The 18,824-nt window shown below is 61.1% G+C and carries 7 protein-coding genes, 2 tRNA genes and 2 rRNA genes; 9 read left to right on the forward strand and 2 right to left on the reverse strand.

From position 1 onward, the window contains the following. Positions 1-28: 28 nt before the first annotated feature. Positions 29-1,213 carry a 4-hydroxybenzoate 3-monooxygenase gene (gene pobA, locus PCLY_RS05435; RefSeq protein ID WP_061238274.1) on the reverse strand — a complete coding sequence of 395 codons (1,185 nt, stop codon included), beginning with the start codon at positions 1,211-1,213 and terminating at the stop codon, positions 29-31. Between the two features lie 125 nt (positions 1,214-1,338). On the opposite strand from pobA, the gene PCLY_RS05440 reads away from it, so the two are divergent. Beyond that, positions 1,339-2,196, forward strand: coding sequence for a helix-turn-helix domain-containing protein (locus PCLY_RS05440; protein ID WP_061238275.1), 858 nt, complete (start codon positions 1,339-1,341; stop codon positions 2,194-2,196). 86 nt (positions 2,197-2,282) lie between these two features. On the opposite strand, the gene PCLY_RS05445 is transcribed toward PCLY_RS05440, so the two are convergent. Further along, complete coding sequence (locus PCLY_RS05445) at positions 2,283-3,170, reverse strand: LysR family transcriptional regulator (protein WP_061238276.1); 888 nt, start codon at positions 3,168-3,170, stop codon at positions 2,283-2,285. Between the two features lie 115 nt (positions 3,171-3,285). On the opposite strand from PCLY_RS05445, the gene PCLY_RS05450 reads away from it, so the two are divergent. From PCLY_RS05450 to PCLY_RS05485, 8 genes are all read left to right on the forward strand, one after another. Then, a complete protein-coding gene (locus PCLY_RS05450) occupies positions 3,286-4,023 on the forward strand; it encodes an SDR family oxidoreductase (protein WP_061238277.1) in 738 nt (245 codons plus the stop codon). A 90-nt stretch (positions 4,024-4,113) separates the two neighbouring features. Then, positions 4,114-7,527, forward strand: a complete 3,414-nt coding sequence (gene recC / locus PCLY_RS05455) for an exodeoxyribonuclease V subunit gamma (RefSeq protein WP_061238278.1) — start codon at positions 4,114-4,116, stop codon at positions 7,525-7,527. Further along, a complete protein-coding gene (gene recB, locus PCLY_RS05460; protein ID WP_061238279.1) occupies positions 7,524-11,153 on the forward strand; it encodes an exodeoxyribonuclease V subunit beta in 3,630 nt (1,209 codons plus the stop codon). The genes recC and recB overlap by 4 nt, the downstream gene beginning before the upstream one ends. Then, positions 11,150-13,180 carry an exodeoxyribonuclease V subunit alpha gene (recD, locus tag PCLY_RS05465; protein WP_061238280.1) on the forward strand — a complete coding sequence of 677 codons (2,031 nt, stop codon included), beginning with the start codon at positions 11,150-11,152 and terminating at the stop codon, positions 13,178-13,180. The genes recB and recD overlap by 4 nt, the downstream gene beginning before the upstream one ends. Positions 13,181-13,736: 556 nt before the next feature. Further along, positions 13,737-15,273, forward strand: a 16S ribosomal RNA gene (locus tag PCLY_RS05470). 85 nt (positions 15,274-15,358) lie between these two features. Further along, a tRNA-Ile gene (locus PCLY_RS05475) sits at positions 15,359-15,435 on the forward strand. A 22-nt stretch (positions 15,436-15,457) separates the two neighbouring features. Then, a tRNA-Ala gene (locus PCLY_RS05480) sits at positions 15,458-15,533 on the forward strand. A 259-nt stretch (positions 15,534-15,792) separates the two neighbouring features. After that, positions 15,793-18,685 (forward strand): 23S ribosomal RNA (locus tag PCLY_RS05485). Together the 16S and 23S rRNA genes with 2 tRNA genes alongside form the textbook arrangement of a ribosomal RNA operon. Positions 18,686-18,824: the final 139 nt, after the last annotated feature.

An 18,824-nucleotide genomic window follows, 5' to 3' on the forward strand; every position in this document is an offset into this window, starting at 1 on the left:
ATCGAGAGGCGATCCACCGCCTGCCTCGTTACTCCACGGCCTCGTACGGCAGGCCAACGTAGTTTTCGGCGATGGTGCGGCGTCCGGCCTCGGAGCCGACGAAGTAGTCCAGTTCGGTCTGCTGCATGCGCTGGCTGAAAGCGTCGGTGTCGGGGAAGCGGTGCAGCATCGAGGTCATCCACCAGGAGAAGCGCTCGGCCTTCCAGATGCGCCGCAGGCAGATTTCCGAGTATTTCTCCAGCAGCTCCGTGCGGCCTTCGCGGTGCACCTTGAGCAGGATGCGGTACAGCGTGTTGACGTCGCTGGCGGCCAGGTTCAGGCCCTTGGCGCCGGTGGGCGGAACGATGTGCGCGGCGTCGCCGACGAGGAACAGATGACCATACTGCATGGGCTCGACCACGAAGCTGCGCAGCGGCGCGATGCTCTTCTCGATGGACGGGCCGGTGACCAGCTTGGCCGCGGTCTGCGTTGGCAGGCGGCGTTTGAGTTCGTCCCAGAAACGCTCGTCCGACCAGTCCTCGACCTTCTCTTCGCTGCTGACCTGCACGTAATAGCGGGTACGTGTCGGCGAACGCATGCTGCACAGGGCGAAACCGCGTTCGTGGTTGGCGTAGATCAGCTCCTCGTGAACCGGTGGAGTATCGGCCAGCACGCCGAGCCAGCCGAAGGGGTAGACCCGTTCGAACTCCTTGAGCACGCCGTCGGGAATGGATTGGCGCGATACGCCGTGGAAGCCGTCGCAGCCGGCGATCTGCTGGCAATCCAGGCGCATGCGCTGGCCTGCGTGAACGAAGGTGACATAGGGCTGCTCGCCCTTGAGCGCGTGCAACTCGACCTCACTGGCGTTGTAGAAGCTCGGCGCGCCGCTGGCCACGCGGGCGTCCATGAGGTCGCGGGTGACTTCGGTCTGGCCGTAGACCATGACCGTCTTGCCACCGGTCAGGCCGCGCAGGTCGATGCGTTCAAGGCGGTCATCGAAGGCCAGCTCGAAGCCATCGTGGACCAGGCCTTCACGATCCATGCGCGCACTGACGCCGGCTTCACGCAGCAGGTCGACCATGCCCTGTTCGAGCACGCCGGCGCGGATGCGGCCGAGCACGTAGTCCGGGCTCTGGCGTTCGATGATGACGTTGTCGATGCCGGCCTTGTGCAGCAACTGGCCGAGCAGCAGGCCGGACGGACCGGCGCCGATGATTGCAACTTGGGTGTTCATTGTTGTTATCCCTTGGGTGACAGCCGTATGCAAGACACTGAGGCTGGAAGCAGTATTTTTGATGCGTCGGCATGGCGTATGAAGGCACTATTTGCTTGGTTAGTTGGACTTTTCGAGGATCGCTCATGACCGGCCAGGTTCCCGTGTTCAAACTCTATGGCGAGGATCGCGCTTGGCCGACGCCGGACCTCATCCACTGCGAATCGATCGCCGAGCGCAGCCGCCTGCACGGCTGGGAAATCAGTGCTCACCTGCACAGTGATCTGCTGCAGGTGCTGTACATCCAGAGCGGACACGCCGAGGTGGAGATCGACGGTCAGGCGCGGGTGCTCGATCAGTCGGCGGTGCAGGTGGTACCGGCGCTGTGCGTGCATGCCTTTCGCTTTTCCGAGGACATTCAGGGCCACGTGCTGACCCTGGCCCAGCCGCTGGTCGAGCACCTCGGCACCGCCCTGGAAAGGCCGCCCTTGAGTCAGCCGGTCTGTTATCTGGTCACGGACCAGCGGCCGCGTCTGGACATGCTGTTCGCGACTCTGGCCCATGAGTACGGGCAGCACGAGGCCGGGCGCGAACTGATGCTGCAGTCACTGATCAGTGCGCTGCTGGTGTGGTTGGCGCGTCAGGCTCTGGCTGGCGAGCGCGCCGAGGCGTTCATCAATGATCGCGGGCGCAATCATTTGCGCCGCTTGCAGGGGCTGGTCGAGCAGCACTATCGCGAGCATCGCCCGCTGGACTGGTATGCCTCGCAACTGGGCCTGAGCGTGGCCCACCTCAACAGCCTGTGCCGGCGCCTGGCCGGGCAGTCCGGCCTGCAGCTGATCCACCAGCGGCTGATGCTCGAAGCCAAGCGCAACCTGGTCTACACCTCCATGACCATTGCCCAGGTGGCCGACAGCCTGGGTTTTTCCGAGGCCGCCTATTTCTCCCGGTTCTTCCGGCGCGGTACGGGCATCTCGCCCAGAGATTTCCGCAATCAGCGATGACAGGCCCGCTTCTCATCACGTCCTGCATCGTTTGCAGCGGTTTCAGCAGGGCGTGGTGCTGGCGTTTGTCTGGCTCACGCCGGGCTTCAGGCCGCTGCAAAGCGCTCGACCAGCCAGTCGACGAAGACCCTGACCCGCTTCGACATGACCCGATTGCGCGGATAGAACACCGATATCGGCATCGGTGGCGGCGGGCTGTCCGTCATGATCTCGCATAGCAGGCCCTGCTCGATCTGCGCCGCCACTCGGTAGCGTGGCACCTGGATCAGGCCAAGCCCGGCGATGGCCGAGGCCGCGTAGATTTCTGCGCCGAAGACGGTGACCGAGCCGGGTATTTCGACCTGCGTTACCTGGCCTTTGCAGGTGAACTCGAAGGGGTAGCAACGCGCGGCCGTTTTCGGGTGGTAGTTCACTGCTCGGTGGTTGAGCAGATCATCGATGCCTTGCGGTGTACCGAACTGACGCAGATACCCGGGGCTGGCGCAGGTGACCTGGGGCAGGTCGGCCAGGCGCCGGCTGATCAGTGAGGAGTCGCTCGGCGTGCCGGCGCGCAGTACGCAGTCGACGCCTTCTTCGATCAGGTCGACGAGCCTGTCCGATTCGCTGAGGTTCAGCGTGATGTCGGGGTAGCGGGCAAGAAACTCGGGCAGTGCCGGGATGACGAAGAACTTCGCCAGCGTGCCATGCATGTCCACTCGCAGGCGACCGCTGGGGGCGCCGCTGCGGAAGGCTTGAGCCGCTTCCTCAAGTTCGCTGAGCAACTGTACGCAGCGCCCGTAGTAGGCTTCGCCGTCCTCGGTGGGGCGGACCCGGCGCGTGCTGCGCTGCAGCAAACGGGTGCCCAGCCAGGCCTCTAGCTGGTTCATGGTGTGAGTGAGCGTGGCGCGAGGCATTTCCAGGTCTTCGGCTGCGCGGGTGAAGCTACCGCGCTCGTAGATGCGAGCGAACACCTTCATGGCTTTTACCTGATCCACTGCGCACTCCTATTGTTGATGGTTTTTGAATAGTAAAGGCAATTTTGGCGTATTTATCTGGATTCATGCTCATGTGAGCCTGTGCTGGTCAATTTCTTCCAGCGAGAGGTTCAGCATGAGCACGATCCAGAAAATCGCCATCATTACCGGCGCGTCCCGAGGCATAGGGGCTGCGCTGGCCAGGCGTCTCGCCAGTGACGGCATGGCGGTGGTCGTCAACTATTCCTGCAGTGCCGCCGAGGCCGACGCCCTGGTAGCGGATATCTGCGAACAGGGCGGCCATGCCATCGCCTTGCAGGCCGACGTGGCCAATGCGCAGCAGGTACGGCAGCTGTTCGAGGAAACCGAGCGGCGGCTGGGCAAGGTCGATGTGTTGGTCAACAACGCGGGTATCTTCAAGGCGCTGCCAGTGGCGGACACCGACGATGCGCTTTTCGAACGGACCATGGCCGTGAATCTTGCGGGCGTCTTCAACACACTGCGTGAGGCCGGCACACGGTTGAACGCCGGTGGGCGCATCATCAACTTCTCCACGTCGGTGCTCGGGCTGAACCTGCCAGGCTACGCCCTGTATGGCGCGAGCAAGGCAGCGGTGGAGACACTGACGCGTGTCTTCGCCAAGGAGATGCGTGGCCGTCACGTCACGGTCAATGCCGTCGCGCCGGGCCCGGTGGCGACCGAGCTGTTTCTGAGCGGCAAGAGCGAGGAGCAGATCGAGCACTTCGCCAAGATGCCGCCGCTGGAGCGTCTGGGCCAGCCGCAAGACATCGCGGCGGTGGTGTCGTTTCTGGCCGGGCCGGATGCGGCCTGGATCAACGGCCAGGTATTGCGCGCCAATGGCGGGTTGGTCTGAGGCGAGCGTGCTGCGCCGCAGCGATGGATGACGCACCTTGTCGCCAAATGCTGGCAAACTTGCGCTTCGATTTTCGACAGGAGCCAGTCGATGCCCGCCAGCCCGGAGTTGTCCCCCGGCCTTATCGTCATTCACGGTAACCACCTCGAGGAGCTGCGTGCGCTGGCGGTGCAGTGGATGCGGCGCTATCCGCTGCGGCCGCTGGAGAATGAAGTGCTGCTGGTGCAGAGCAACGGCATCGCCCAGTGGCTCAAGCTGGCGCTGGCCGAGCGTGACGGCTGCGGGATTGCTGCGGCGCTGGACGTCGACCTGCCGGCGCGCTTTCTCTGGCAGGCGTATCGCAACGTGCTGGGCAAGGAGGCGATCCCGCAGCAGTCGCCGCTGGACAAGGCACCGCTGACCTGGCGCCTGATGCGGCTGTTGCCGGGGCTGTTGGCCGAGGAGGCGTTCGCTCCGTTGCGGCGTTTTCTCGCCGATGACCAGGATCTGCGCAAGCGTCACCAATTGGCCGAGCGCCTGGCCGATCTGTTCGACCAGTATCAGGTCTATCGCGCCGACTGGCTGGCCGATTGGGCCGCAGGGCAGGACCGTCTGCGTACCTCGCGCGGTGGCGAGCGGATTCTGGACGCTGATTCCCGTTGGCAGCCGGCGCTGTGGCGCGCCTTGCTGGCGGATGTCGGCGAGCAGCATCTGGCCGAGAGCCGCGCCGGTGTGCATCCGCGCTTCGTCGCCCGCATGGGCGAACTGGATGCGCCGCCCCCCGGGCTGCCACGGCGCATCACCGTTTTTGGTATTTCCTCGCTGCCGGCCCAGGTGCTGGAGGCGCTGGCGGCCATGGCGCGTTTCAGCCAGGTCATGCTCTATGTGCACAACCCCTGTCAGCACCACTGGGGCGATATCGTCGAAGACAAGGACCTGCTGCGCCACGAGTACCGCCGTCAGCAGCGCAAGGGCAGACCAAGCGCCCAGATCGGCCTGTTCGAGCAGGAAGACATGCATCAGCACGGGCAGCCACTGCTGGCCGCCTGGGGCAAACAGGGGCGCGACTACATCAACCTGCTGGATCAGTACGACGAGCCGCAGCGCTACCGCGAGCAGTTCGAGCGTATCGACCTGTTCAGCCCGGCCAGCGAGCGCTGTCTGCTCGGCCAGTTGCAGAACGACATCCTCGACCTGCGCCCGCTGGCGGAAACGCGCAATACCTGGCCGCCGGTCGATCCCGAGGCTGATCATTCGCTGCGCTTTCATGTCGCCCACAGCGCTCAGCGCGAGGTGGAGGTGCTGCACGACCAGTTGCTGGCCAGCTTCAGCGAGGACACCACGCTAAGGCCGCGCGACGTGATCGTCATGGTGCCCGACGTCAATGCCTATGCGCCGCATATCCAGGCGGTGTTCGGCCAGTTCGCCAGCGACGACCCGCGTTTCATTCCCTTCACCCTGGCCGACCAGGGGCTGCGTGGCAAGGAGCCGCTGGTCATCGCCCTGGAGCACCTGCTGCGCCTGCCGGAGAGCCGTTTCAGCGTCAGCGAGATTCTCGATCTGCTGGATGTCGCGGCACTACGCGAACGTTTCGCCATCGCCGAGGATCAGCTGCCGACATTGCGCCGCTGGCTGGAGGGTGCCGGTGTGCGTTGGGGGCTGGACGCGACTCAGCGGCAGTCGCTCGGCCTCGGCGAGAACCTGGAACAGAACACCTGGCGCTTCGGCCTGCGCCGCATGCTGCTGGGCTATGCCGTGGGTACGGCCGACGCCTTTGCCGGTATCGAGCCCTATGATGAGATCGGCGGGCTGGATGCCGCGCTGATCGGCCCGGTGACGCGCCTGCTGGAAACCCTCGACCTGCATCTGCAGCAACTGCGCGAGCCGGCCACGCCGACGCAGTGGGGCGAACGCTTGCGCGGCGTGCTCGATGACTTCTTCCTGGCGCAGAACGATCGTGAAGAGGTGCTCGCCACCCAGTTGTTCGATGCATTGGAGAGCTGGCTGGAGCTGTGCGAGGCCGCGACGCTGGACGAGGCGCTGACCCTGCCGGTGGTACGTGAAGCCTGGCTGGGCGGGCTTGATCAGGGGCGGCTGAGTCAGCGCTTTCTCGCCGGTGCAGTGAATTTTTGCACCCTGATGCCGATGCGCGCGATCCCGTTTCGCCAGGTTTGCCTGCTGGGCATGAACGATGGCGACTACCCGCGCAGCCAGGCGCCGCTGGATTTCGATCTGATGGCCGGTGATTACCGCCCCGGTGACCGTTCGCGCCGCGAGGATGATCGCTATCTGCTGCTGGAAGCGCTGTTGGCAGCGCGCGATCGTCTCTATATCAGCTGGGTAGGGCGCAGCATTCGCGATAACAGCGAGCGCCCGCCATCCGTGCTGGTCGGCCAGTTGCGCGACCATCTGTCCAGTGCCTGGACGCTGGCCGGTGGCGGCGACCTGCTGCACGGCTTGACCACCGAGCATCCCTTGCAGCCGTTCAGTCGCCGCTACTTCGATGGGCAGGGGCAGCTGTTCAGTTATGCCCACGAATGGGCCGCGCTGTATGGCCAGGCCGCGGTGGGCGAGAGCGCGGTGCCGCTGCCGGCCTGGGAGGACGGACAGCAGCTCACGCCTGAGCTGTTGCAGTCCTTCCTGCGTGATCCGGTGAAGTGTTTCTTCACTCGCCGCCTCAAGGTATTTCTCGATGAGCAAGAGCAGGCGCAGCTCGACAGCGAGCCATTCGCCCTCGATGGTTTGCAGCGCTATCAGTTGCAGGAAACCTTGCTCAAGGCGGCGGTCGCAGGCGAGGGGGATAGTGAAGATGCGCTGAGGGCGGCAGCTGATCGCCTGCAACGTAGCGGTGTGCTGCCGCTGGCCGGTTTCGGCGAGCAGTATCGCAACGCCTTGCTGGAGCCTTTGCCGGCGCAATTGCAGCGTTATCAGGGGCTCTGCCTGTGCTGGCCGAACCTGGTGGAGTCGCCGCTGCGCCTGTTGTTCAGCGCAGCCGGTGTTGAACTCGACGGCTGGCTCGCCGGGCTGCGGCAGAAGGCCGATGGCAGTTTGGCGCGCCTGGAGCTGCTGCCGGGGGCGCTGCACAAGGATAAAAGCTGGAAGTGGCATCGCCTGCTGCGGCCCTACGCGCTGCACGTCATCGCAGCGGCCTGCGGTGCGCCGCTGACCACCTTGCTGGTCGGCGAGGATCGCAGTCTGGCGTTCGAGCCTCTGCAAGCCGAGCACGCGTCCAAGGTACTTGGCGCCTGGCTGGAAGCTTGGAATGCCGGCATGCAGGCGCCGCTGCCGGTCGCGGTGAAAACCTCGTTGGCCTGGCTGCAGGACAACAACGAGGACAAGGCCCGCAGTGTCTACGAAGGCAGCTACAACCTCACCGGTGAAGTCCAGGGCAGCGCCAGCCTGGCCCGGGAGTTCCCGGACTACACCGTGCTCACTGCTGACGGCCAGTTCCCGGCCTGGAGCGAGCGGCTTTACCAGCCGTTGCTCGAGAGCCATCCGCAGGCGCTCGAGGAGGACGCAGCATGAGTCGACAGCGCCCCTTGGCCCTGACCTTTCCCCTGCACGGCAGCCGTCTGATCGAGGCCAGCGCCGGTACGGGCAAGACCTTCACCATTTCTGCGCTCTACCTGCGGCTGATTCTCGGCCATGGCGGCGACGCCGCGTTCCACGAGCCCTTGCTGCCGCCGCAGATTCTGGTGGTGACCTTCACCGACGCGGCCACCCGCGAACTGCGCGACCGCATTCGCGCGCGCCTGGTCGAGGCGGCGACTGTGTTTCGTGGCGACGCGCAGGGCGATGACCTGCTGCGTGAGTTGCGCGCGGATTACGCCCAGACACATTGGGACGAGTGCGCTCGCCGCCTCGAGCTGGCGGCGCAGTGGATGGACGAGGCTGCCGTGTCCACCATCCACGGCTGGTGTCAGCGCATGCTGCGTGAGCACGCCTTCGACAGCGGCAGCCTGTTCAGCCAGACCCTGGAGACCGATCACAGCGAGCTGCTGGCCGAAGTGGTGCGCGACTACTGGCGACAGCACTGCTATCCGCTGCAGGGCGCCGCGCTGCAATGGGCGGCAAGTGTCTGGGGCACCCCCGCCGGCCTTGGCGTCAGGCTGCGTCCTCTACTGGGAGAGGAGGGGGAAGTACCGACGCAGTCGCTGGCTGAGCTGCTCGACAGCTCGCTGCTGCAGCGCGAGCAAGCGCTTGCCGAACTCAAGTCGCCCTGGCTGGCCTGGGCCGATGAGCTGCAGCTGTTGCTGGATGCAGCGGTGGCGGCCAAGCAGGTGGACGGCAAGAAAATCCAGGCACGCTTCTACAACCCCTGGCTGGCCAAGTTACGTGATTGGGCCGCCAGCGAAGAGTCGCGTCTCGACCTGGGCACTGGGTTCACTCGCCTGACCCCCGACGGCCTGGCCGAAGCCTGGAAGGGCGCGCCACCGGATCATCCGGCATTGGCGGCCATGGCTACGCTCAAGGCGCAGCTCGATGCCTTGCCTGACCCCGCTGACGCCGCTTTGCGCCAGGCCGCGGCCTGGGTTCGTCAGCGCTTCGACTGGGAGAAACGCCAGCGCGCGGAAATGGGCTTCGACGATATGCTCGTGCGCCTGGACGCCGCCCTGCAAGGCAGCAATGGTCCACGCTTGGCCGAGGTGATTCGCCGCCAGTTCCCGGTGGCGATGATCGACGAGTTTCAGGATACCGACCCGCTGCAGTACCGCATCTTCGATACGCTCTACGAGGTCGAGGCTAATCGCGCCGACTGCGGTTTGTTCATGATCGGCGACCCCAAACAGGCCATCTACTCCTTTCGTGGCGCCGATATTCACACCTATCTACGCGCGCGCCGGGCCACGTTCGGCCGGCACTACAACCTGGAGAAGAACTTTCGTTCCAGTCAGGCCATGGTCGATGCCGTCAATGGCGTTTTCCTGCGGGCCGAACAGCGTGACGGCGGTGAGGGCGCGTTCCTGCTGCGCGATGATCTGCCGTTCATTGAGGTGGGTGCGCAGGGGCGGGGCGAAGGCTGGAGTGTCGAAGGTCAGGCGCAGCCAGCCTTGACGGTGTGGCAACTGGCGAGCGAAGAACCGCTTGCCAAGGGCGCCTATCTGGATGCCATGGCGGCCGGTGCGGCCAGCGAAATCGTGCGTCTGCTGGATCTGGGCCAGCGCGGCCTGGCCGGTTTCAGCAAGGCGGGCGCGCTCAGTGCCCTGCGTCCCAGCGACATCGCAGTGCTGGTGCGTGACTTCAATGAGGCGCAGGCCATTCGCGGCGAGCTCGCCGCGCGCGGTGTACGCAGCGTTTATCTCTCAGACAAGGACTCGGTGTTCGCCGCCCAGGAGGCGTGCGACCTGCTGCTGTGGCTGCGTGCTTGTGCCGAGCCGGATCAGGACCGGCCGCTGCGTGCGGCGCTGGCCAGTGCGACGCTGGGGCTGGCGCTGAGCGAGCTGGAGCAGCTCAACCTCGACGAGCGCACTTGGGAGCGCCGCGTCATGCAGTTTCGCGACTACCGTCAGCGCTGGCAGCGCCAGGGCGTGCTGCCGATGCTGCGGCAACTGCTGCAGGACTTCGAACTGCCACAACGGCTGATGGGGCGTGACGATGGCGAGCGGGTGCTGACCAACCTGCTGCATCTGGCCGAGCTGCTGCAGCAGGCTGCCGCCGAGCTTGACGGTGAACTGGCGCTGATTCGGCATCTGAGCGAGTTGCTTAGCGGTGAGGGCCAGGCGGCCGACGAGCAGGTGCTGCGCCTGGAGAGCGACGAGGCGCTGGTGCGCGTGGTGACCATTCACAAGTCCAAGGGCCTGGAGTATCCCCTGGTATTCCTGCCATTCATCTGCGCCTTCCGCACGGTGGATGACAAGAAACCGCTGCAGATCCACGACGGCGAACGCCGCCGCTTGGTGCTCAAGGCCGATGACGACAGCCTGGCGCGCGCTGAGCGTGAGCGACTGGGTGAAGATCTGCGCCTGCTTTATGTAGCCTTGACCCGTGCCCGTCATGCCTGCTGGTTGGGCGTGGCAGACTTGAAGATCGGTAACGGCAAGAAGTCGCGCCTGCACGAGTCGGCCCTGGGTTATCTGCTTGGCGGCGGCGAGCCGCTGGCTGCCAGTGCTGAACTCGCCAGCTGGCTCGCGCCCTTTGCCGCCGGGCTGGAAAGCACCGTGGCGCCGCTGCCGGCCGCCAGCGAGCAGCGCTATCGCATGATCGAAAATGAGCGGTTCGAGCCGCACTGGCGTACGCCGCTACGGCGCGCCGCCGAGCACTGGTGGATCGCCTCCTACAGCGCTCTGCGCCTGGACGAGGACGCGCCCGGCCAGCTCAGCCGCCACGAGGACGCCGCACCCGACAGTCCGGCGATGCAGAACGCCATCGACGATGAGGATCCGTTGTTGGCCATGGCACCGCTGCCGGCATCGGCTCAAGGGCTGCATCGTTTTCCGCGCGGGCCGAATCCCGGCACCTTCCTCCATGGTCTGCTGGAGATGGCGGCTCAGGAAGGCTTCGCGGCGCTTGTGCAGGATCCACCGAAACTTCGCGAAGCGCTGGCCCGGCGCTGCCAGCGCCGCGGTCTGCAAAGCTGGATCGAGCCGTTGCAGGACTGGTTGCTGGCGTTACTGTCTGAGCCGCTCCCTCTGGACGCTGCGGATAGCGTCGTGCTGGCGCAACTGACGCAGTATCAGCCCGAACTGGAGTTCTGGTTCGAAGCGCGTGGGGTGGACGTCAGGCTGCTGGATCAGTGGGTACAGCAGTATGAGTTACCCGGTGTGGCCAGGCAGCCGCTGCGTGCCGACACCCTCAATGGCATGTTCAAGGGTTTCATCGATTTGGTATTCGAACATCAGGGGCGTTACTACGTGGCCGATTACAAGTCCAACTGGCTCGGCAGCGACGACAGCGCCTACACCCGTGAAGCGATGGAGGCAGCCATCGCCACCCACCGTTATGACCTGCAATACGTGCTCTACGTGCTGGCGTTGCACCGGCAACTGCGTCTGCGCCTGCCGGATTACGACTATGACCAGCATGTGGGGGGCGCGCTCTATCTGTTCCTGCGCGCGCCGCAGCAGGGCGCCTACCTGGCGCGTCCGCCGCGTGAGCTGATCGAGCGGCTGGATGCGCTGTTCATGGGCGAAGCCAAGGAGGGCAGGGCATGACTGCTTCCCTGGCGCCGGCGCTGCGTGATCGCGCAGAACTCTTTTGCCTGCTCTCTGCCTGGAGCGAACGTGGCTGGTTGCGTGAGCTGGATCGGTCGCTGGCGCAGTTGTTCGCCGAGCTGGATCCAGACGCTTCGCCCCTGCTGTTGCTCGGCGCTGCACTGGCCAGCCACCAGTTGGGCCAGGGGCATGTCTGCCTCGACCTGGCGGCCACCCTGGCCAAGCCGGACTTCACCCTGTCCCTGCCGCCGGAAGGCGAGGATGCGCAGCAAGCGATGATCCTGCCATCGCAGGTGCTGGCCGGGCTCAGTCTGGAATCCTGGTTGGCAGCCTGTGCAGGCAGTGCGCTGCTGGAGTTCGAGGGGGCGCCGCTGGTGCTGAGTGGTGCCTGCTTATATATGAGGCGTTACTGGAACTACGAGCGCCAGGTGGCCGGCAATATCGCCCAGCGCCTGCAGGCGAGCGCGGAGGCGCCGAAAGATCTGGCCAAGCGCCTGGCCTCGCTCTTTCCCGATGCACTGGTAGTGGACGGCAAGCGCCTGACCGACTGGCAGAAGCTGGCCTGCGCCATGGCCGCCCAGGGGCGCTTCACCCTGATCACCGGTGGGCCCGGCACGGGCAAGACGACGACGGTGGTGCGCCTGCTAGCGCTGTTGCAGGAGGCGGCCATGGCTACTGGTGAGCCGCTGCGCCTGAGTCTGGCGGCGCCCACCGGCAAGGCTGCCGCGCGGCTGACCGAATCCATTGGTGCGCAAGTGCAGTCGCTGGCAATGGACGAGTCGGTACGAGAGCAGATTCCGACGCTGGTGACGACGCTGCACCGCTTGCTCGGGAGTCGTCCGGGCAGCCGTCATTTTCGTCACGATTGCGCCAACCCGTTACCACTGGACGTACTGGTGGTCGATGAAGCGTCGATGATCGACCTGGAAATGATGGCCAGCCTGCTGGATGCACTGCCGGCGCATGCGCGTCTGATTTTGCTGGGCGACAAGGATCAGCTCGCGTCGGTGGAGGCCGGTGCAGTGCTGGGGGATCTCTGTCGAGAAGCGGAAAGCGGTGGCTACAGCGAGGCGACGCGTACCCGGCTGGAGAGCCAGACAGGTGAACGCCTGGAGGATTCGGCACTGGTCGTGGGTGATCAGGCGCTGGCGCAGCATATTGTCATGCTGCGCCACTCGCGCCGCTTCGGCGGCGGTTCGGGTATCGGCCGCCTGGCACGTGCGGTGAACCTGGGGGATGCCCAGGCCGCTCGTGAGACTCTGGCCGCCGGTGCGGATGATCTGCATGTGCTGCGTCTGTCGGGTGAGCAGGATCGTGCGCTGGAGCGACTACTAATAGAAGGGCAGGGCAGTGGCGAGTCGTGTCCGCAGGGATATGCCCATTACCTGCAGCGGATGCAGGCACTGCGTCCGGCGCCTGATGCCAATGAGCAAGCCTGGGATGATTGGGCAGGTACGGTTCTGGCGGCATTCGATCAGTTCCGCTTGCTATGCGCCGTACGCAAGGGCGCCTGGGGCGTGGAAGCACTCAACGAGCGTATCGCTGAGGCCCTGGAACGGCGCGGTCTGCTCGAGCAAGCCCATGGCTGGTATGAAGGTCGGCCTGTCCTGGTGACGCGCAACGACTACAGCCTGGGATTGATGAATGGCGATATCGGCATTGCCCTGCGCTTGCCTGAGCCGCCTGAGGTTCCGGGGGAAGCTGTGCGCCAGGTATTGCGGGTGGTATTCCCGCGCAACGATGGCAGCGGCGCCCTGCGCCATATCCTGCCGAGTCGCCTGAGCGCGGTGGAGACGGTGTTCGCCATGACCGTGCACAAATCGCAGGGCTCCGAGTTCGCCCACTGCGCACTGATCCTGCCGGATAGCCTCAATCCGGTGCTGACCAAGGAGCTGGTGTATACCGGCATCACAAGGGCGCGCCAATGGTTCAGTCTCATCGAGGCTCGCGCCGGTATCTTCGAGCAGGCGGTGCAGCGCCGGGTGCAGCGCCGTAGTGGCCTGCGCGAGGCACTGGAATCGTTATAAGTAACAAAACTGCAATTAAAGCTTGACGCGCATTCTGCTGGCGGTAGAATGCGCGCCACTTCAGCGATGAAGCTCTTCAAAAACTTCTTGTTAATCAATAAGTTAAGTTTAAAAGAGGGGTTGCAAAGCTGAAGGCGGTGTGTAGAATGCGCACCGGTCGACAGGGTGCTGGTCAGGTCCTGTTGATGCTTCGGTCGAGTGGATCGAAAGCGGTTGAAAGAGGTGGTTGACAGCGGTTTTGAACGCTGTAGAATGCGCCTCCCGCTGGAGAGAAGAAGTTCTGATCGAAGGCGCAAGTTGTTGAGTAGAAAGAAAAAATTCTTCGAAAAACAGCTTGACAGAAAGAAAGGCTGCTGTAGAATGCGCGGCCTCGGTTGAGACGAAAGACTTAACCAACTGTTCTTTAACAACTGAATCAAGCAATTCGTGTGGGTGCTTGTGAGGTAAGACTGATAGTCAAGTGATTATCAGCATCACAAGTAACACTCGTGAATTCGAGAGTTTATTTGCGATTGCTGAGCCAAGTTTAGGGTTTTCTCAAAACCCAAGCAGTATTGAACTGAAGAGTTTGATCATGGCTCAGATTGAACGCTGGCGGCAGGCCTAACACATGCAAGTCGAGCGGTAGAGAGGAGCTTGCTTCTCTTGAGAGCGGCGGACGGGTGAGTAATGCCTAGGAATCTGCCTAGTGGTGGGGGATAACGTTCGGAAACGGACGCTAATACCGCATACGTCCTACGGGAGAAAGCGGGGGATCTTCGGACCTCGCGCCATTAGATGAGCCTAGGTCGGATTAGCTAGTTGGTGAGGTAATGGCTCACCAAGGCGACGATCCGTAACTGGTCTGAGAGGATGATCAGTCACACTGGAACTGAGACACGGTCCAGACTCCTACGGGAGGCAGCAGTGGGGAATATTGGACAATGGGCGAAAGCCTGATCCAGCCATGCCGCGTGTGTGAAGAAGGTCTTCGGATTGTAAAGCACTTTAAGTTGGGAGGAAGGGTTGTAGATTAATACTCTGCAATTTTGACGTTACCGACAGAATAAGCACCGGCTAACTTCGTGCCAGCAGCCGCGGTAATACGAAGGGTGCAAGCGTTAATCGGAATTACTGGGCGTAAAGCGCGCGTAGGTGGTTCGTTAAGTTGGATGTGAAAGCCCCGGGCTCAACCTGGGAACTGCATCCAAAACTGGCGAGCTAGAGTACGGTAGAGGGTAGTGGAATTTCCTGTGTAGCGGTGAAATGCGTAGATATAGGAAGGAACACCAGTGGCGAAGGCGACTACCTGGACTGATACTGACACTGAGGTGCGAAAGCGTGGGGAGCAAACAGGATTAGATACCCTGGTAGTCCACGCCGTAAACGATGTCAACTAGCCGTTGGAATCCTTGAGATTTTAGTGGCGCAGCTAACGCATTAAGTTGACCGCCTGGGGAGTACGGCCGCAAGGTTAAAACTCAAATGAATTGACGGGGGCCCGCACAAGCGGTGGAGCATGTGGTTTAATTCGAAGCAACGCGAAGAACCTTACCTGGCCTTGACATGCTGAGAACTTTCCAGAGATGGATTGGTGCCTTCGGGAACTCAGACACAGGTGCTGCATGGCTGTCGTCAGCTCGTGTCGTGAGATGTTGGGTTAAGTCCCGTAACGAGCGCAACCCTTGTCCTTAGTTACCAGCACGTTATGGTGGGCACTCTAAGGAGACTGCCGGTGACAAACCGGAGGAAGGTGGGGATGACGTCAAGTCATCATGGCCCTTACGGCCAGGGCTACACACGTGCTACAATGGTCGGTACAAAGGGTTGCCAAGCCGCGAGGTGGAGCTAATCCCATAAAACCGATCGTAGTCCGGATCGCAGTCTGCAACTCGACTGCGTGAAGTCGGAATCGCTAGTAATCGTGAATCAGAATGTCACGGTGAATACGTTCCCGGGCCTTGTACACACCGCCCGTCACACCATGGGAGTGGGTTGCTCCAGAAGTAGCTAGTCTAACCTTCGGGGGGACGGTTACCACGGAGTGATTCATGACTGGGGTGAAGTCGTAACAAGGTAGCCGTAGGGGAACCTGCGGCTGGATCACCTCCTTAATCGAAGACATCAGCTTCTTCATAAGTATCCACACGAATTGCTTGATTCATAGTCGAAGACGATGCTGTAACGCGACCCTGTTATAGGTCTGTAGCTCAGTTGGTTAGAGCGCACCCCTGATAAGGGTGAGGTCGGCAGTTCAAATCTGCCCAGACCTACCAATTGCTTGGTGCAGAAGAATACGGGGCCATAGCTCAGCTGGGAGAGCGCCTGCCTTGCACGCAGGAGGTCAGCGGTTCGATCCCGCTTGGCTCCACCACTCTCTACGCGTTACGTTGCAAGAGAAAGAGTTCAGAAATGAGCGCTTCAGGTTTGGCCTGTTGAGTGCTGATTTCTGGTCTTTTGACCGGTACGAATATCGTTCTTTAAAAATTTGGATATGTGATAGAAGTGACTGATTAATTGCTTTCACTGGCAATTGATCTGGTCAAGGTAAAATTTGTAGTTCTCAAGACGCAAATTTTCGGCGAATGTCGTCTTCACGATTGAGACAGTAACCAGATTGCTTGGGGTTATATGGTCAAGTGAAGAAGCGCATACGGTGGATGCCTTGGCAGTCAGAGGCGATGAAAGACGTGGTAGCCTGCGAAAAGCTTTGGGGAGTCGGCAAACAGACTGTGATCCAGAGATCTCTGAATGGGGGAACCCACCCGGCATAAGCCGGGTATCTTGTACTGAATCCATAGGTGCAAGAGGCGAACCAGGGGAACTGAAACATCTAAGTACCCTGAGGAAAAGAAATCAACCGAGATTCCCTAAGTAGTGGCGAGCGAACGGGGACTAGCCCTTAAGTTGATTTGAGTGTAGTGGAAGGCTCTGGAAAGTGCCGCCGTAGTGGGTGATAGCCCCGTACACGAAACGCTCTTATCAATGAAATCGAGTAGGACGGGGCACGAGAAACCTTGTCTGAACATGGGGGGACCATCCTCCAAGGCTAAATACTACTGACTGACCGATAGTGAACCAGTACCGTGAGGGAAAGGCGAAAAGAACCCCGGAGAGGGGAGTGAAATAGAACCTGAAACCGTATGCGTACAAGCAGTGGGAGCCTACTTTGTTGGGTGACTGCGTACCTTTTGTATAATGGGTCAGCGACTTATATTCAGTGGCGAGCTTAACCGAATAGGGGAGGCGTAGCGAAAGCGAGTCTTAATAGGGCGCTTTAGTCGCTGGGTATAGACCCGAAACCGGGCGATCTATCCATGGGCAGGTTGAAGGTTAGGTAACACTGACTGGAGGACCGAACCGACTACCGTTGAAAAGTTAGCGGATGACCTGTGGATCGGAGTGAAAGGCTAATCAAGCTCGGAGATAGCTGGTTCTCCTCGAAAGCTATTTAGGTAGCGCCTCGTGTATCACTGCTGGGGGTAGAGCACTGTTTCGGCTAGGGGGTCATCCCGACTTACCAAACCGATGCAAACTCCGAATACCAGCAAGTGTCAGCACGGGAGACACACGGCGGGTGCTAACGTCCGTCGTGAAAAGGGAAACAACCCAGACCGTCAGCTAAGGTCCCAAAGTTATGGTTAAGTGGGAAACGATGTGGGAAGGCTTAGACAGCTAGGAGGTTGGCTTAGAAGCAGCCATCCTTTAAAGAAAGCGTAATAGCTCACTAGTCGAGTCGGCCTGCGCGGAAGATGTAACGGGGCTCAAACCATACACCGAAGCTACGGGTTCATCCTTTGGATGAGCGGTAGAGGAGCGTTCTGTAAGCCTGTGAAGGTGAGTTGAGAAGCTTGCTGGAGGTATCAGAAGTGCGAATGCTGACATGAGTAACGACAATGCGAGTGAAAAACTCGCACGCCGAAAGACCAAGGTTTCCTGCGCAACGTTAATCGACGCAGGGTTAGTCGGCCCCTAAGGCGAGGCAGAAATGCGTAGTCGATGGGAAACGGGTTAATATTCCCGTACTTCTAGTTACTGCGATGGAGGGACGGAGAAGGCTAGGCCAGCACGGCGTTGGTTGTCCGTGTTTAAGGTGGTAGGCTGATTTCTTAGGTAAATCCGGGAGATCAAGGCCGAGAACTGATGACGAGCGTTCTTTTAGAATGCGAAGTGGTTGATGCCATGCTTCCAGGAAAAGCTTCTAAGCTTCAGGTAACTAGGAACCGTACCCCAAACCGACACAGGTGGTTAGGTAGAGAATACCAAGGCGCTTGAGAGAACTCGGGTGAAGGAACTAGGCAAAATGGCACCGTAACTTCGGGAGAAGGTGCGCCGGTGAGGGTGAAGTATTTACTACGTAAGCCCATGCCGGTCGAAGATACCAGGCCGCTGCGACTGTTTATTAAAAACACAGCACTCTGCAAACACGAAAGTGGACGTATAGGGTGTGACGCCTGCCCGGTGCCGGAAGGTTAATTGATGGGGTTAGCGCAAGCGAAGCTCTTGATCGAAGCCCCGGTAAACGGCGGCCGTAACTATAACGGTCCTAAGGTAGCGAAATTCCTTGTCGGGTAAGTTCCGACCTGCACGAATGGCGTAACGATGGCGGCGCTGTCTCCACCCGAGACTCAGTGAAATTGAAATCGCTGTGAAGATGCAGTGTATCCGCGGCTAGACGGAAAGACCCCGTGAACCTTTACTATAGCTTTGCACTGGACTTTGAGCTTGCTTGTGTAGGATAGGTGGGAGGCTTTGAAGTGGGGACGCCAGTTCTCATGGAGCCATCCTTGAAATACCACCCTGGCAACCTTGAGGTTCTAACTCTGGTCCGTTATCCGGATCGAGGACAGTGTATGGTGGGTAGTTTGACTGGGGCGGTCTCCTCCCAAAGAGTAACGGAGGAGTACGAAGGTGCGCTCAGACCGGTCGGAAATCGGTCGTAGAGTATAAAGGCAAAAGCGCGCTTGACTGCGAGACAGACACGTCGAGCAGGTACGAAAGTAGGTCTTAGTGATCCGGTGGTTCTGTATGGAAGGGCCATCGCTCAACGGATAAAAGGTACTCCGGGGATAACAGGCTGATACCGCCCAAGAGTTCATATCGACGGCGGTGTTTGGCACCTCGATGTCGGCTCATCACATCCTGGGGCTGAAGCCGGTCCCAAGGGTATGGCTGTTCGCCATTTAAAGTGGTACGCGAGCTGGGTTTAGAACGTCGTGAGACAGTTCGGTCCCTATCTGCCGTGGACGTTTGAGATTTGAGAGGGGCTGACCTTAGTACGAGAGGACCGGGTTGGACGAACCTCTGGTGTTCCGGTTGTCACGCCAGTGGCATTGCCGGGTAGCTATGTTCGGAAAAGATAACCGCTGAAAGCATCTAAGCGGGAAACTTGCCTCAAGATGAGATCTCACTGGAGCCTTGAGCTCCCTAAAGGGCCGTCGAAGACTACGACGTTGATAGGTTGGGTGTGTAAGCGCTGTGAGGCGTTGAGCTAACCAATACTAATTGCCCGTGAGGCTTGACCATATAACACCCAAACAATCTGCCCTCAAAGCAGAGGGTGTCGATGGTGAAGTCGACAGAAAGCCGAAAATTTGCAAGAACTACAAATTATCTATCACGTATCCAAGGGAGCGCGTCTCACGACGATCTCCCAACCGAATTG

Origin of the sequence: Ectopseudomonas composti (assembly GCF_001567565.1) — a bacterium.
GTDB lineage: Bacteria > Pseudomonadota > Gammaproteobacteria > Pseudomonadales > Pseudomonadaceae > Aquipseudomonas > Aquipseudomonas composti_A.